The following is a 15,308-nucleotide window of genomic DNA, read 5'->3' as shown; positions in this document are numbered from 1 at the left end:
ACTGCCTCCTATGCGTCTTGTAATGCCATAATGCCTGGAAGCGCTTTCCCTTCCAAGTACTCAAGAGATGCACCGCCGCCGGTGGAAATATGAGAAATCTTGTCGGCCAGGCCGCTCTTTTCAATAGCTGCCACGGAATCACCGCCACCAACGATAGTTACTGCATTAGCTTCTGCCACTGCTTTTGCCACCGCATTCGTACCGGCTGCGAAGTTGTCCATTTCGAACACGCCCATTGGACCGTTCCAAACGATCATCTTCATATTATTCAACGCTTTCGCAAATTCTTTCTGACTGTCAGGACCGATATCGAGAGCCATCCAGCCTTCTTCGATGCCGTCTGCAGGCACTACTTTATGATTTGCATCATTGCTGAACGCGTCAGCCACTACAAAGTCTGTAGGCAACAAGAGCTGAGTCTTGCTTTCTTCAGCCTGTTTAATAAGAGAGGCTGCCAATTCGATTTTATCAGCTTCTACTAAGGATGAACCGGTAGGATATCCTTTAGCGGCAATGAATGTATTGGCCATGCCACCGCCGATAATCAGTACTTCCACTTTAGGAAGCAAGTTGGAGATAACTTCGATTTTATCACTTACTTTAGCACCGCCGATGATAGCTGCAAATGGATGTTCCGGATTTGCCACAGCGCCGCCCACGTATTTAATTTCTTTTTCCAATAAGTAGCCTGCCACCATTGGTAAGTAAGCGGTAATGCCTTCAACGGATGCATGCGCGCGATGAGATACGCCGAATGCATCATTGATGCCTACTTCAGCCAAGCTTGCCAATTCTTTGGCAAATTCAGGGCCGTTCTTTTCTTCTTCTTTATGGTAACGAAGGTTTTCTAAAAGAAGTACGTCGCCGTCATTGAGCGCATTAACTGCCGCTTCCGCTTCAGGACCTACACAGTCGTTAGCGAAGGCAACCGGTTTGCCCAACAATTCGCTAAGGCGTTTAGCACAAGGTGCCAATGTAAATTCCGGTTTCCGTTCTCCCTTAGGACGACCCAAGTGAGATGCCAAAATAACTTTTGCCCCTTTGCCGATTAAATAGTTAATGGTCGGCAATGTGGCACGAATACGAGTGTCGTCAGTAATTTGGCCGTCTTTCAAAGGTACGTTAAAGTCTACACGGACAAAGACTTTTTTATGAGCTACATCAATGGCTTCCAAAGTTTTTTTCATAATATCACTCCATAATTTACCTGCTGAGTATGAGCGCATTACACATACGTATTACACCAATACTCAGTTTCACATGTGAAAAAAGGGGGACCTCAGTCCCCCGTTATAATTATAGGCCTTTTTCACCAATGAATTTCGCTAAGTCAACTACGCGGTTGGAATAGCCCCATTCATTATCATACCAGGAAACAACTTTAACCATATTGCCTTCCATTGTCATCGTTAAATCAGCATCAACGATGGAGCTGCGGGAATCGCCGTTGAAATCGTGGGAAACTAATGGTAAATCGGATACGCCCAAGATACCTTTTAATTCGCCTTCTGCAGCTTCACGAAGTGCTGCGTTGATTTCTTCTTTAGTTGTTTCACGATCAAGTTCAGCTACGAGGTCTGTAATAGATACATTTGGAGTTGGTACGCGAAGTGCGAAACCGTTCAATTTGCCTTTCAATTCAGGCAATACAAGTGCTACCGCTTTAGCAGCGCCTGTAGTTGTCGGAATGATGGATAAAGCAGCTGCGCGTGCACGGCGAAGGTCGCTGTGCGGAGTATCTAAAATGCGTTGATCGTTGGTGTAAGAGTGAACAGTTGTCATTAAGCCGCGTTTAATGCCGAATTTGTCATTAAGAACTTTAGCAAATGGAGCTAAGCAGTTAGTTGTGCAGCTTGCGTTGGAAATAACATGATGTTTTGCAGGATCGTATTTGTCCTCGTTAACACCCATTACGATAGTAATATCTTCTTCTTTTGCAGGAGCGGAGATAATAACTTTTTTAACAGTGCCGCCCAAATGTTGTGCAGCTTCAGCGCCTTTACGGAAACGGCCGGTAGCTTCAACTACGATATCAACATTTTCTTCGGACCAGTTAATATTGGCAGGATTTGCTTCGTGGAATACGCGTACACGTTTGCCATCTACGAGCATGTAGTCGCCTTCTACTTTAACTTCATGATCTAAGTTGCCATGAACAGAATCATATTTGAATAGTAACGCAGACCCTTCGATATCGCCAAGGTCGTTGATTGCTACAACTTCTACATCAGGATTGTTTAAAGTGGCACGCATAACACATTTACCAATTCGACCAAACCCGTTAATACCAATTTTTACTGCCATGATTCATTCCTCCTACGATTAACTCTTACATATACAATTTCTATTTGTATAACTATATATTCGCTAAGCCACTATCCTCGAAAAATAGCCTAGAAAATAACCTAATATAACATTAGCTCAGATGCAGCAACGCTGACATCGCTTCGGCGGCCCCTTCATCAATGATCAAGGTTCCTTTACCGCAAGCCCGCATAACACCTACGATGGCTTTGGCTTTTTCCGCACCGCCCGCTACAGCAATTACATGAGGGATGTTTACCACATTGGATAAGGCAATCCCCACATTGTTGGTGGCATACACAATATTGCCTGCCACATCGCAGTAGTAACCAAGTGCTTCGCCTACAGCCCGTTTATTCCGCAAGGTTGTACGCTGTTTGTCGCTGATATGTCGTTGTGCCGCCATATGCATGGCTTCACCGATACCGAAGATCAGAACTTCCGTCTGATTCCCCAGTTCCATAACTTCTTTAATTTGAGGTTCCATATTCATCAGGATATTGAGCGATTCTTGCGACAAGCCGTCAGGCAGATGAATCATCCGATACGAGCTGCCCAGTTTTTCCGCAATGACCGAAGCGATTACATTGGCCTGGTATTCAACCCGTTCACCAATGCCCCCGCGGGCCGGAATTACTGTCACATCGCATTTCTTCGGTGGCAACGACTCAGCCATAATCGCCATCGTACTACCGCCGCTCACTGCCAGGACTGTACCGCTGCGCAACACGCGCTGTAATGTTTTGGCTGCTTTAAAGCCCAATTCCTTGCGGTCTTTCGGAGTGTCGCTGTCAGTGCCTGCAATGATAACTTCATCAATCTGCAAGGCTTTCTTAATCTTACTCTCCAATTCACTGATTTTATTGAATTCATGCATCGACGAATTGAGTTCAGGCAAGATGCGCTTGCCTTCTTCCGTGAGTACCATGCCTTGTTGCGTAAACGCTACTAAACCGTTATCTTTCATAATCTCCACATGGGAGCGCACTACTCGTTCAGACAGCTTGCTGAGCGTTGCCAGCATGCGTCGGCCGATTGGCTGTGCATATGAGATATGGTTCAGCAACAAATATCGCTCTTCCACAATACGCATTAACTCTGGCGCTATTCGTTGATACACTTCTGATAAATCTTTCACGTTGTACCTCTTTCATCCCGCCGGAGCAAAAATCGTCCCGCATTTACCAAAAAAATATCCTCGCATTTATTCTACCTCAACATAGTAGTTTCACGCAAGTCATTTTACAAAATATTAACTGAAACCTTACGCAGTTGACAATATAGCGTCACAACGTATCTATATGGACAACATATGGTAAAAAACGGCTCAGTTAACCTATTCTCCGTACCTCACGTGAATATAATACACCATCCTGTTCACTGCAAACTATGTCATATAACATGAATTTTTCCTGCCATAATTTGTCATAGGGTATAAATTTTTGTACATTGCCAATGTAAACTCCATATACTGATCAACCGGAAAAAAAGCCAAGATCAACGACTAAAAGATTGCCGATTCACTGCAACAAAAAAACTGCCAATCCTTTCAGATTGGCAGTTTCAGACTATCTCCTGAAGCCTTAATCAATGTAAATTATTAAGCCACAGTTCCCAATTTAGCCAGTAATGCCAAATAGATTTTTACACCGTTTTCTAATGCAGACGTATCAAAGCTCATATCAGGATGATGTAAGCCCGGTTTTAAGTCGCAGCCTAAGCCGAAGAAGCCGGCTTTCAGGTTTGGATAGCGGTTTGTATATACCCAGAAGTCTTCACCGCCCGGCGTAATTACAGCCGGTACCATGTTTTCTTTGCCCAATACATCGCTGATAACATCTTCCAACAATGCCACACACTCTTCGTTGTGTTCCGCTGCAGTCAACATTTTGCTGTCATCGTATTCAACCGTACAGCCGTTGGCCTGACCGGCATTCGTAATGGCCATGATAACTTTTTCGTGGAGCTCTTTCATAGTTGGATTCATCTGTGCGCGCAAATCCCATGTAACGAACGCTTTGCCCGGTATACTGTTAGTTACACCGCTGTCCGCATGGAACTGCGTTGCTTTTACACTATATGATTCGGTCGGACGTAAGTGGATTGTATTTACTGCATTAATAGCCAGTACGGCCGCATCCAGTGCGTTTACACCCAAATGAGGACGCGCCGCATGGCTGGTTACGCCTGTAAAGGTAGCCTGAATAGTAGCGGATGATGCATAGTAAATAGCAGCTACAGCTTGACCGTTTGCCGCCTCTTCAATAGGACGCACATGAGCGCCGAAGGCATAGTCAACGCCTTCCAATACACCGGCATCGGCGATGGCATGTGCACCGGTACCCAACTCTTCTGCAGGTTGAAATAAGAATTTCAACGTACCTGATTTTACAGTATGGTTCTTAATGACTTCTTCCGCTGTGGCAAGGAGCATGGAGGAATGGCCGTCATGACCGCAAGTGTGGCGGAGCACGGTTTCACCTTCAATATTATGAGCCAGACAATCCATATCTGCACGGAGCAATACTACAGGACCCGGCTTGCCGCTGTCCAAGGTGGCAACTACACCGGTTGTTCCGCCCACTCCGGTTTGAACATCAGTGAATCCGAATTCTTTGAGCTTGCTTGCAATAAAGGCGGATGTCTTCACTTCTTCAAAGCCTAATTCAGGAATGGTGTGCAGATGATTGTAATACTCTAATACATGACTCATAATAAAGCCTCCTTTTGAAAATGCATCGGTACTGACCGATTTTTAAATATGCGTTTCGTTAAATATTCTACTATAAAACAGTAACGAAACGGAATTTATAGAAGGATAAAGCCCCGGTAAAACCAAACTTTCTCTTCATCCACTTTATCAGCGAGTTTTCTCCATCGTCCTACGTTCTCATCCTTTATCATTTCATTTCCTACATTCTATATACTATATTAATTAATAACTTAATTAAATTTTTTCTATAAAAGGATTGAAAGAGAATATGTCTATATATTATAATAATTTTATCTACTGTACAAGTACAGATATTCTAAGGAGGTTAACAAATGAACAATCAAGAAAACATGCAAACTGATTGGAACCCCCAAACTAAATGGACTGATTATATTGCACTGGCAGTGGCAATACTGTTCTTCTCCGGGGTGTTTATGAAAGTCCAAGGATATGAATGGCTTGGCGCGTTTGACTTTACGACATTAGGTGGTAAATTCGGTGTTATCGGTGGTCCTGAAAGTAAAACAAACTTCTTAGGTGCCGGTGGTCAGGGTGCCCGTCAAGGCTTTATCTTCGCCCTTTCCTTAATTCCATCCATCATGCTCGCTCTCGGCGTACTGGAAGTACTCACCGAATACGGTGCAATTCGTGCAGCGCACAAACTTCTTACTCCGCTCTTATATCCTATTATGCGCGTACCTGGTCGTACAGGCCTTGCCTTGATTACAGACTTACAGAGTACCGATGCGGGCGCAGCCCTTACCAAGGAATTATATGATAACAAAATGGTTACCATGAAAGAGTTAATCGTTATCACCCAATGGCAGTACAGTGGTGCGGGGATGATCTCCAACTACTTCTCCAACGGTGCGGCCCTCTTCGGCGTGCTCACCTTGCCATTATCCATTCCATTAGTACTTATCTTCATTTTCAAATTCGTAGGCGCCGTGTTCTGTCGTCTTGCCTTAAATACAATTTACAAGGGGGATTTCCAAGATGAGCAACAATAAGAAAAGCAAAAATCCTTTTGATATATTTATCATCGGCGCCCGTAAAGGTTTTGCAGTAGGTACTAACAACCTCTTGCCTAACGTTATGATGGCGTACACCTTAGCGTTAATCTTAAAATTATTAGGCGTCCTCGATATGATCGGCGTCGTTTTCGGTCCTGTTATGGCTATCTTCGGATTACCCGGTGAAGCGATTACAGTTCTCCTTACTTCCTGGTTATCTTCTTCCGCCGGCGTTGGTATTGCCGTAGGTCTCATGAATCAGGGCGTATTAGATGGTCAAGGTGCTACAATTCTTATGCCTGCCATCTTCCTTATCGGTTCCCAGTTACAATACCTTGGACGACTTCTCGGTGTAGCTGACGTACCTGTAAGATACTGGCCTTTACTCATTCTCTTAAGCGTGGTAAACGCCGTATTATCCATGTTAGTTATGCGCTTTATCGTGTAATATAGGTATAGAATATAACAGAAATTTATCTTGTACTTCGTAACGGTATTACAGTAAGAAAATAAAAAATAGCTGTGCACTGAGCACAGCTATTTTTTTATTATCCGTTCTAAATAATATGTAATTATTTAACAAACTGATTAATTATTTAACTGTAAGTTTGGCCTATAAACTAAGTTTGATTAGTAACAAATTGTTATTAATCCCTATCCATTAATATATGGTAATTAACACTCTGTTTATAATTCCCCACCATAAGCAGCTAAAATAATCAATTCTATCAGCTTACTATTAACGGTCTACATCCCACTCCGTTACTTGACCTGTAGCAGCATCAATTTCAAATTCGTACTCCACACCATTGAAGTAAATTTTGCCTTCGTAAACTTTACGCCCGTCTTCAAAATCAGGATGAACTTTATATACATGTGATGCATTAGCACCCGGTACTCTGGCAAGGGCAATAGCCGTCGCCTGATCCGCAGTAATCTCACCATTTGCCTGCGCTAATGAAAATGTACCGGCCACAACAGCCGCTACTGCTAACATTTTTACTAGTTTCTTCATTGTCCTGCTCCTTCCTGTGCACTAACAATTATATCGAAAAAATCAAATATATTTTATAATTTAATATTATATCATTAATCACATTATTTGTTAACTAGTATTTGAAATCGTATTAACCCCTAACTGCTCCTCTGTTACCTGGAAATTGAAATAGTAAAACACCTTAAAAAGTTGCTTATATTTACTTCCCGTAACTTGAAATACAAAAAAGCTCTCCCAAGGGAGAGCTTTTTATAATTGCATATAGCTATATTATTTTGTACCGAAGATACGGTCGCCCGCATCACCAAGACCAGGCAAGATATAACCGTGTTCGTTCAAGCCTTCATCAAGAGCAGCCACGTAAATGCGCACGTCAGGATGTTCTTTATTTACCACTTCTACCCCTTCAGGAGCGGCTACAAGACACATTAACTGAATATCTTTACAGCCTTTTTCTTTAAGAAGTGTAATTGCTGCTGCAGCACTGCCGCCGGTAGCCAACATTGGATCTGTTACGATAATGCGGCGATCCGTTAAATCGGAAGGCAATTTGCAGTAGTATTCAACCGGTTTAAGAGTTTCAGGGTCGCGGTATAAACCGATGTGACCAACTTTTGCCATAGGCATAAGGTCGAGCAAGCCGCTTACCATGCCGAGACCGGCACGAAGGATTGGAATAATAGCCAATTTTTTGCCCGCAATTTGTTTACCGATTGTTTTAACAAGCGGAGTCTGTACTTCCACTTCTTCCAATGGTAAATCGCGTGTAATTTCATAGCCCATGAGAAGTGTAATTTCTTCTAAAAGCTCGCGAAAAACTTTGGAACCTGTTTCAACACTGCGGATTAGAGTCACTTTGTGTTGAATCAAAGGATGTGTCATAACATTAACATTCATAGGTGAGAACCTCCTTATATACTCCGACATACGGTCAGTATGTTCTAAGACGATTATAACATATCAGTCTCTGTCTCTCTATTCTCGTATAAAAGGATTATAAACCAGGGTACATAGGATATTTTTCACAAAGTGCGTTCACGCGGTTGCGCGCATCTTCGTGAATGGCTTTATCTTCCGCATTTTTAAGTACCATGGCAATGATGGCTGCAATTTCTTTCATATCATCTTCTTTAAGACCACGTGTAGTCAAAGCAGGTGTACCAAGACGGATACCGCTTGTTACGAATGGGCTTTCAGGGTCGAACGGAATTGTATTCTTATTGCAAGTAATCCCCACTTCATCAAGCAAGAATTCCGCTACTTTACCGGTTAAGCCGCAGCTGCGAACGTCCACAAGCATTACATGAGTGTCTGTACCACCGGAAACAATAGTAAAGCCTTCAGCCATTAAAGCATCAGCCAATACTTTTGCATTAGCTACTACTTGTTTTGCATATTCTTTAAATTCAGGTTGCAACGCTTCGCCGAAAGCAACAGCTTTAGCAGCGATTACGTGCATTAAAGGACCACCTTGGATACCAGGGAAAATCGCTTTGTCGATAGCTTTTGCATATTTTTCTTTGCAAAGAATCATACCGCCGCGAGGACCGCGTAATGTTTTATGGGTAGTTGTTGTTACGATGTCAGCGTATTCAACAGGATTTGGATGAAGACCTGCTGCTACCAGACCGGCGAAATGAGCCATGTCTACCATGAAAATAGCTCCTACTTCATGAGCAATGTCAGCCATTTTCTTGAAGTCGATAATGCGGGAATACGCACTGCCGCCGCCAATGATCAATTTAGGTTTTGCTTCAAGGGCAATGTTACGCATTTCATCATAATCGATTTGTTGTGTTTCAGCATCTACACCGTAAGGTACGATATTGAAATAAGTACCGGATACGTTAACGGAGGAACCATGAGTTAAATGACCGCCATGAGACAAGTTCATACCCATAATGGTATCGCCCGGCTGTAACAAAGCAAAGTAAACCCCAAAGTTTGCCTGTGATCCGGAATGAGGCTGCACATTAACATGTTCCGCACCGAATAATTTCTTAGCTCGTTCAATCGCTAATGTTTCCACCATATCTACATATTCACAACCGCCATAATAGCGCTTGCCGGAGTATCCTTCCGCATATTTATTGGTCAATACACTGCCCTGTGCTTCCATAACGGCAGGAGACACAAAGTTTTCAGACGCAATCATTTCCAACTTGTTGCGCTGACGTCCTAATTCCAAACCAATATATTTTGCGATTTCAGGATCTTGTCCTTTTAATGTGCTCATCACATTACCTCCTACATATTATGTACTCTCTCAATATAATTCTTCATTCTATAAGGACTTGATTATTTTTCCAAGTCAGTAATTTTAGCAATGCGTCGTGCGTGACGGCCGCCTTCAAATTCAGCATTGAGCCAGATTTTAACAATATCGCCGGCCAAGCCCGGTCCAATTACACGTTCACCCATTGTTAAAATATTGGCATCATTATGTTCTCTTGATGCATGGGCAGAAAATGTATCATGACATAATGCAGCACGAATTCCCGGCACTTTGTTGGCTGCAATACCAATACCGATGCCGGTGCCACAGATTAAAATACCACGATCAAACTTGCCGGACGCCACATCATGAGCTACTCGTTCTGCAATATCCGGATAATCAACAGATTCTACGGAATGAGTTCCATAATCTTCATAAGTAACGCCTAATTGTTCCAACACAGGTTTAATTGCTTCTTTTAAATTAAATCCGCCGTGATCTGATCCAATAGCTACTTTCATATATTCCTCCTGTCAATTTACTCTTTTGCCTACTGTGACAGCAAGCATTCAGCTTTTACTATTATACTATATGCTGATATATTCTACTATGTGTAATTTATAAAATCAGAATTTACCCTATATAGTATTTTTATAATACGTATGTCTATTACTAATAATACAGCAAAAAAGATATGAGGTCTAGAATAACCTCATATCTTTAGATTTATATTTATATTAACTTCTCTACAATGTTTGGCCAGCTCTTATTGATGAGCTCTTCAATCTGTTTGGCACATTCGAAATATTCTTCCTGTGTGCCTCCGAACGGATCCTGTACATCTTCGCCGGTGCCTGCCAATTCGCCTAATGTTACGATCTTATCTTTCATAGCCGGAAATTGACGAAGCAATGTATTTTTATGGCCTGATGCCAGGCCTACCACAAGATCGGCCGCTTCCATAAGGGCGATGCTGAGCGGTCTTGTTTGATGAGACGAAATATCTACCTGATCCTTTACAGCTTCACGGGCATAAGGAGATACGGTGCCGCCCGGTACCGTAAATAATCCGGCCGACAATGTAACAATATCTTTTTGTTCCTTCTCCGCTTTCGCACGAAGTAAACCTTCCGCCATAGGGCTGCGGCAAGTATTGCCTGTACATACAAATAATATATTCATATTACAACATCCTTTTTATATTTAAACTTCCACTACATGATGAGCACTGGCCTTATCCATGCGATTCATGATGGCCTTGCCCAATCCTTCCGTGCCAACGCCGGTAGCAAAGATGCGGCTTACATTGGCGTCATTAAATTCTAACAGGGAACGATATAAAATACGTGCCAAGCTCGCATAATCTTCCGCTTCACCATATACGATTAAATGATACGGAATGTGGAGCTCTTCCAAATGCGGTTTCACCGCTTCCGCCACCTCTTCACTGAGGAGTAATCCCAATTTTTCGTCAGCCTCAAAAGAACTTATCAAACCGCTCAACTGTGGATATGTGTCGACTTCTACATGTCCCTTATGGTCCAGTATATAGCTTAGCGCCTCACCTAATGCCTTAGTTTCGCCTACCAGGGTAATTAAGTTCGCATTAGGGGCGTAGTGCTTATATTTCATTCCCGGCGCCTTAGGGGCTACATCAGGCGATACTATGGCCTGATCGAAAGATACATCACTGACTACTTCTTTGAGCATGTCTGCCGTAATCGCTCCGGGACGCAAAATAACAACCTTGTCATCAGCGCATTCCACGATTGTCGATTCAAGTCCCACTTCACAAGGGCCTGCATCGGCGATAGCTTCAATGCGTCCGTTCATATCTCGGTACACATCGTCCGCCGTCGTCGGGCTCGGACGTCCTGAAATATTAGCACTAGGAGCCGCCACAGGTACGCCCGCCGCTTTTAATATGGCATGGCATACGGGATGGTCCGGGCAACGCAAGGCTACACTATTTAAACCACCGGTAGCCCGTAGAGGGACCTTGTCCGACTTAGGCATAATAATGGTGAGCGGGCCCGGCCAAAACGCATCCATCAGCGCTTTTGCCGTCGGCGATACTTCAGCTACCAACGGTGCCACTTCCTCCTGCCCCGGCACATGAAGAATGAGCGGATTGTCCGACGGTCTTCCCTTCGCCTCATAAATGCGGGACATAGCCGCCTCATCAAGCCCATTCGCCCCAAGGCCATATACAGTCTCGGTAGGAATGGCTACAAGGCTCCCCTTACGCAATAAAGCGCCTAATTCTTCAATTGTCTTATCATTGAAGTCATTATATAGCTTTGTTTCCATTACTAAAGCTTCCTTTCCAATGGCCGCTCCGGGTCACCTAATACATACTAATTCGTTCAACAGAGCTTTCAACTTCTATCCACCATATAGTTCAGCATCTATTTAACATATATTTAACATATATATCAGCTTCTATTCAACGTATATCAAAAGCTGTTATGCTTACTTTTTCACCCAACGCAAGGCTCTAACAATGCCGCCCAAATCTTTCGTCATCGTCACCAGTCCATAAGCACCGGTTTCTTCAGCCAGTGCCGCAATATCTTCCGCCTGATTGATACCGATTTCAAAGGCTAACGTACCGCCTGATTTTAAAAAGCGCGGCGCTTCCTGAAGCAAGATGCGGTAAAAGTCGAGCCCGTCTGCACCGCCGTCTAAAGCGATTTGCGGCTCATTTTTCACCTCAATGGCTAAGTCCTCCATATCCGCCGTGGGAATGTATGGCGGATTGGACACGATAACATCGAAGGCATTTTCATAAGTTGGCAAATCACCATGTAAGGCTGTGAACATATCGGACTGCCACAATTTAGCTCGGTCCATAAGCTTTAAGTCTTCTCGATTTCGTGCCGCTATTTGTAAGGCATCTTTTGAAATATCCAAGCCCAGTCCCGTAGCTGCCGGTACATAATGTAACAAACTATACAAGATTGTTCCCGGACCGGTACATACATCAAGTATATATGGCGCACTGTCCTTCGGAATCACACTGAGCAAATCTTCCACAATGGTTTCCGTATCGGGACGCGGTATGAGTACGTCTTTTGATACGTTAAACGTGAGGCCCATAAATTCTTTTTTCCCAATAACGGCCGCCACACTGAAACCGTCGCCTCGTTCAATGACGAGGGGGCGGAATTTATCCAACTCTTCTTTGGTCAGCGGTTGGTCGTAATGAGTATACAAGTAAATCCGGTCCACCCCTAATATATGAGAAAGCAGTACTTCCCCATCAAGGCGACTTGATTCGACGCCCTTATTGCGAAAATACTGCTCTGTCCATTGGAGCAGTCGGCCAATTGTCCATAGCTCCTTAGGCATTGTTATCCGTCTCCTGCATCTTAGCTGCCTGATCGGCGGCAATTAAAGCTTGGATTAATTCATCCAAATCGCCATTTAAAACCTGATCTAATTTATAAAGGGTTAAGTTAATGCGATGATCCGTTACACGGCCTTGTGGGAAATTGTAGGTGCGAATACGTTCGCTTCGGTCACCTGTGCCCACCTGGCTCTTACGGTCCGCCGCCACACTGGCAGCCGCTTCCTGTTCCGCTTTATCTTGCAACTTAGCACGCAAAACGCGCATTGCCTTATCTTTATTTTTTAATTGTGAACGTTCATCCTGACAGGCTACAACGATACCTGTAGGTTTGTGGGTAATACGAACAGCCGATTCCGTACGGTTAACGTGCTGTCCGCCCGCACCGCTGGCGCAATACGTATCGATTTGCAAATCTTTATCGTTGATTTCAATATCAATATCTTCCGCTTCCGGCAATACGGCTACGGTTACAGTGGATGTGTGAATACGTCCGGAAGATTCAGTTTCCGGTACGCGCTGTACACGATGTACACCGCTTTCGAACTTCAATTTCGAATAAGCACTGTTGCCGTCTACAGAGAACACCACTTCTTTGAAACCACCCAATTCAGGTGCGTTCGCATCGATGATTTCACAACGCCATCCCTGTGCTTCCGCATATTTTGTGTACATGCGGAATAAATCCCCGGCGAACAAAGCGGCTTCGTCACCGCCGGCACCACCGCGAATTTCCACGATTACGTTCTTTTCATCATTAGGATCTTTTGGAAGTAAAAGAATGTGAAGCTGTTCTTCCAACACTTCTTTACGTTCTTTTAACTCTTTTAATTCTTCCTGCGCCATTTCACGGAACTCTTCATCCATAGACTTGTCTTCCAACACTTCAAGAGCTTCATCAATGCCTTGAAGCACGGTTTTATATTCTCTGAATGTAGTCACCGTTTCAGTGAGACTTGCATGCTGGCGCGTCAATTTTTGCCACTCTTGTTGACGGGCAATTACCTCAGGGTCACTAATGCGCTGCTCCAAGTCCATATATTTATCTTCAATTACTTGTAGTTTATCAACTAATACCATCGACCGCATACCCCTTTCAGGTACAAATATATTCTATCAACTTTCGTACGCATCAGCTTCGGCAGGACGTACAGATTCCAGGGCTTTAATGGCCACTTCAATCTGATCGTCGTCAGGTTCTCTGGTCGTCATATATTGAAGCCAAAGTCCGGGGGCGATGAAAAACTTAACAATCCCGCTGTCACTGCGGCCTGCCAGGCGAATGACTTCATAAGCAATGCCTGCTACAACCGGCATGAGTATTACGCGGGAAAGAATACGTTCCCAAAGACTTGGCCAGCCTAAAAATGCAAATACGAAAATACTGGTTACCATTACTATCATCAAAAAATTAGTGCCGCAACGGGCGTGTAAACGCGAGTGGCGACGTACGTTTTCTACGGTAAGCGGTTCATCGTCTTCATACGTATGAATCGTTTTATGCTCCGCACCATGATATTGGAATACGCGTTGAATGTCCTTTGTCTGGCCAATGCCCCACACATAGAGCAAAAACAGAATGAGGCGGATATTCCCTTCCACAATATTTAATACGAAATGATTATCACCAATGCCCGGAATTAACTTTGCCGCATAGGTTGGCAATGCTAAAAACAGGGCGATGGCCGCTACAGTGGAAAACACCATAGTCAACGCAATTTCCTTGCTCGTCATTTCTTCTTCGTCTTCACCGGCCGCTTTCGCCGAGAAAGCCAACGCCTTCATGCCGATGACCAAAGATTCATAAAGAGCTACACAACCGCGCAATAAGGGCTTCTTCAAGATAGGATACGTATCGCTGATCGATGTGGTGTCATACGTATCTACCACAATATTCCCGTCCGCTTCACGCACAGCTGTGGCTGTATGTTTTGGGCCGCGCATCATTACACCTTCAATGACAGCCTGGCCTCCTACGAATTTCTTAACTCTCTTCTTAGTCAAAAGCGTCTCCTCTCATAAACAAATATAGGCAGAGCCGAAGCTCTGCCGCATTATTTGTATAGCTAGACTACAGTAATTATTTACCGTAACGCTTGTTGAATTGTTCGATACGACCGCGAGCTTGAGCAGTACGTTGCTGTCCTGTGAAGAACGGATGGCAGGCGGAACATACGTCTACGCGAAGATCTTTTTTCACAGAACCGGTTTTAAATGTATTGCCACAACCGCAAGTTACGGTAGCTTCACCATAATTAGGATGAATTCCTTGTTTCATTCTATACACCTCTTTTCACTGTCCAAAACTATGCCTATTGATTATATCATGGTCAATCACTTTATGCAACTGTTGGACATAAAATTTACGATGCGCTTTTAACACTGATTTTAAGCGCTTTTTCTATTATTCTTCAGCGTTCTTTTCCGCTTCTTTTTCAGCTGCTTTCGCTTCCGCTCTTTCTTTTAAAGATTCTTCCATGGCTTCTTCCAAATCCACTTCATTTAAAAGATCGCGCAATGCGATAATTTCTTCCAAAGACAAAGTAATACCCTTTGTCATGCCATTATATTCACTGTCCCAGGAGCGCAAATCGAATTTAGGATTGTAACGACCCCAGCTTGTACAAGTTAACTGCTTTTTCCAACCGTCTTTGTTTTCAGATAAAGTCCCTAATACTTTGTATATTTCAAAATTTACTACTGCCATAGTAACCCTC

General features: G+C 43.6%; 17 protein-coding genes. 2 read left to right on the top strand and 15 right to left on the bottom strand.

Annotated elements, in window-relative coordinates:
* Positions 1-8: 8 nt before the first annotated feature.
* From KHZ77_RS06385 to KHZ77_RS06370, 4 genes are all read right to left on the bottom strand, one after another.
* Positions 9-1,187 carry a phosphoglycerate kinase gene (locus KHZ77_RS06385; RefSeq protein ID WP_295196881.1) on the bottom strand — a complete coding sequence of 393 codons (1,179 nt, stop codon included), beginning with the start codon at positions 1,185-1,187 and terminating at the stop codon, positions 9-11.
* Positions 1,188-1,296: 109 nt separating this feature from the next.
* The gene (gene gap / locus KHZ77_RS06380; protein WP_295196878.1) at positions 1,297-2,304 is read right to left on the bottom strand and encodes a type I glyceraldehyde-3-phosphate dehydrogenase; all 1,008 of its coding nucleotides are present in this window, start codon (positions 2,302-2,304) and stop codon (positions 1,297-1,299) included.
* 112 nt (positions 2,305-2,416) lie between these two features.
* Positions 2,417-3,442: a sugar-binding domain-containing protein gene (locus KHZ77_RS06375; protein ID WP_295196875.1), complete on the bottom strand. Its 1,026-nt coding sequence runs from the start codon at positions 3,440-3,442 to the stop codon at positions 2,417-2,419.
* Positions 3,443-3,904: 462 nt separating this feature from the next.
* On the bottom strand, positions 3,905-5,017 hold the full coding sequence (locus tag KHZ77_RS06370) for an amidohydrolase (RefSeq protein WP_295196872.1): 1,113 nt from the start codon (positions 5,015-5,017) through the stop codon (positions 3,905-3,907).
* 332 nt (positions 5,018-5,349) lie between these two features.
* On the opposite strand from KHZ77_RS06370, the gene KHZ77_RS06365 reads away from it, so the two are divergent.
* Complete coding sequence (locus KHZ77_RS06365) at positions 5,350-6,027, top strand: nucleoside recognition domain-containing protein (protein WP_295196870.1); 678 nt, start codon at positions 5,350-5,352, stop codon at positions 6,025-6,027.
* Entirely contained in the window at positions 6,014-6,478 is a 465-nt protein-coding gene (locus KHZ77_RS06360; RefSeq protein WP_295196867.1) for a YjiG family protein, read from the top strand. The genes KHZ77_RS06365 and KHZ77_RS06360 overlap by 14 nt, the downstream gene beginning before the upstream one ends.
* Before the next feature lie 291 nt (positions 6,479-6,769).
* On the opposite strand, the gene KHZ77_RS06355 is transcribed toward KHZ77_RS06360, so the two are convergent.
* The 11 genes from KHZ77_RS06355 to KHZ77_RS06305 form a co-directional block, all read right to left on the bottom strand.
* Complete coding sequence (locus tag KHZ77_RS06355) at positions 6,770-7,045, bottom strand: PepSY domain-containing protein (RefSeq protein ID WP_295196865.1); 276 nt, start codon at positions 7,043-7,045, stop codon at positions 6,770-6,772.
* Positions 7,046-7,297: 252 nt separating this feature from the next.
* Positions 7,298-7,924: a uracil phosphoribosyltransferase gene (upp, locus tag KHZ77_RS06350; RefSeq protein WP_295196863.1), complete on the bottom strand. Its 627-nt coding sequence runs from the start codon at positions 7,922-7,924 to the stop codon at positions 7,298-7,300.
* Positions 7,925-8,021: 97 nt separating this feature from the next.
* On the bottom strand, positions 8,022-9,263 hold the full coding sequence (glyA, locus tag KHZ77_RS06345) for a serine hydroxymethyltransferase (protein ID WP_295196860.1): 1,242 nt from the start codon (positions 9,261-9,263) through the stop codon (positions 8,022-8,024).
* A 62-nt stretch (positions 9,264-9,325) separates the two neighbouring features.
* Complete coding sequence (gene rpiB / locus KHZ77_RS06340) at positions 9,326-9,763, bottom strand: ribose 5-phosphate isomerase B (protein WP_295196857.1); 438 nt, start codon at positions 9,761-9,763, stop codon at positions 9,326-9,328.
* Between the two features lie 211 nt (positions 9,764-9,974).
* Positions 9,975-10,424, bottom strand: a complete 450-nt coding sequence (locus KHZ77_RS06335; RefSeq protein WP_295196855.1) for a low molecular weight protein arginine phosphatase — start codon at positions 10,422-10,424, stop codon at positions 9,975-9,977.
* Positions 10,425-10,445: 21 nt separating this feature from the next.
* The gene (locus KHZ77_RS06330) at positions 10,446-11,552 is read right to left on the bottom strand and encodes an L-threonylcarbamoyladenylate synthase (RefSeq protein WP_295196852.1); all 1,107 of its coding nucleotides are present in this window, start codon (positions 11,550-11,552) and stop codon (positions 10,446-10,448) included.
* 162 nt (positions 11,553-11,714) lie between these two features.
* Positions 11,715-12,593: a peptide chain release factor N(5)-glutamine methyltransferase gene (gene prmC / locus KHZ77_RS06325; protein ID WP_295196850.1), complete on the bottom strand. Its 879-nt coding sequence runs from the start codon at positions 12,591-12,593 to the stop codon at positions 11,715-11,717.
* Complete coding sequence (gene prfA, locus KHZ77_RS06320; RefSeq protein WP_295196847.1) at positions 12,586-13,671, bottom strand: peptide chain release factor 1; 1,086 nt, start codon at positions 13,669-13,671, stop codon at positions 12,586-12,588. Before prfA ends, prmC begins: the two co-directional genes overlap by 8 nt.
* A gap of 36 nt (positions 13,672-13,707) precedes the next feature.
* The gene (locus KHZ77_RS06315) at positions 13,708-14,538 is read right to left on the bottom strand and encodes a DUF1385 domain-containing protein (RefSeq protein WP_295196932.1); all 831 of its coding nucleotides are present in this window, start codon (positions 14,536-14,538) and stop codon (positions 13,708-13,710) included.
* Positions 14,539-14,671: 133 nt separating this feature from the next.
* A complete protein-coding gene (gene rpmE / locus KHZ77_RS06310; RefSeq protein ID WP_295196844.1) occupies positions 14,672-14,869 on the bottom strand; it encodes a 50S ribosomal protein L31 in 198 nt (65 codons plus the stop codon).
* 126 nt (positions 14,870-14,995) lie between these two features.
* Positions 14,996-15,298, bottom strand: a complete 303-nt coding sequence (locus KHZ77_RS06305; RefSeq protein ID WP_295196841.1) for a PC4/YdbC family ssDNA-binding protein — start codon at positions 15,296-15,298, stop codon at positions 14,996-14,998.
* Between the last annotated feature and the right edge of the window lie 10 nt (positions 15,299-15,308).

Source organism: Veillonella sp. (genome assembly GCF_018364065.1).
Taxonomy (GTDB): domain Bacteria; phylum Bacillota; class Negativicutes; order Veillonellales; family Veillonellaceae; genus Veillonella_A.
Note: the sequence above shows the minus strand (reverse complement) of the source record. Positions and strands in the feature narration are given on the sequence as shown.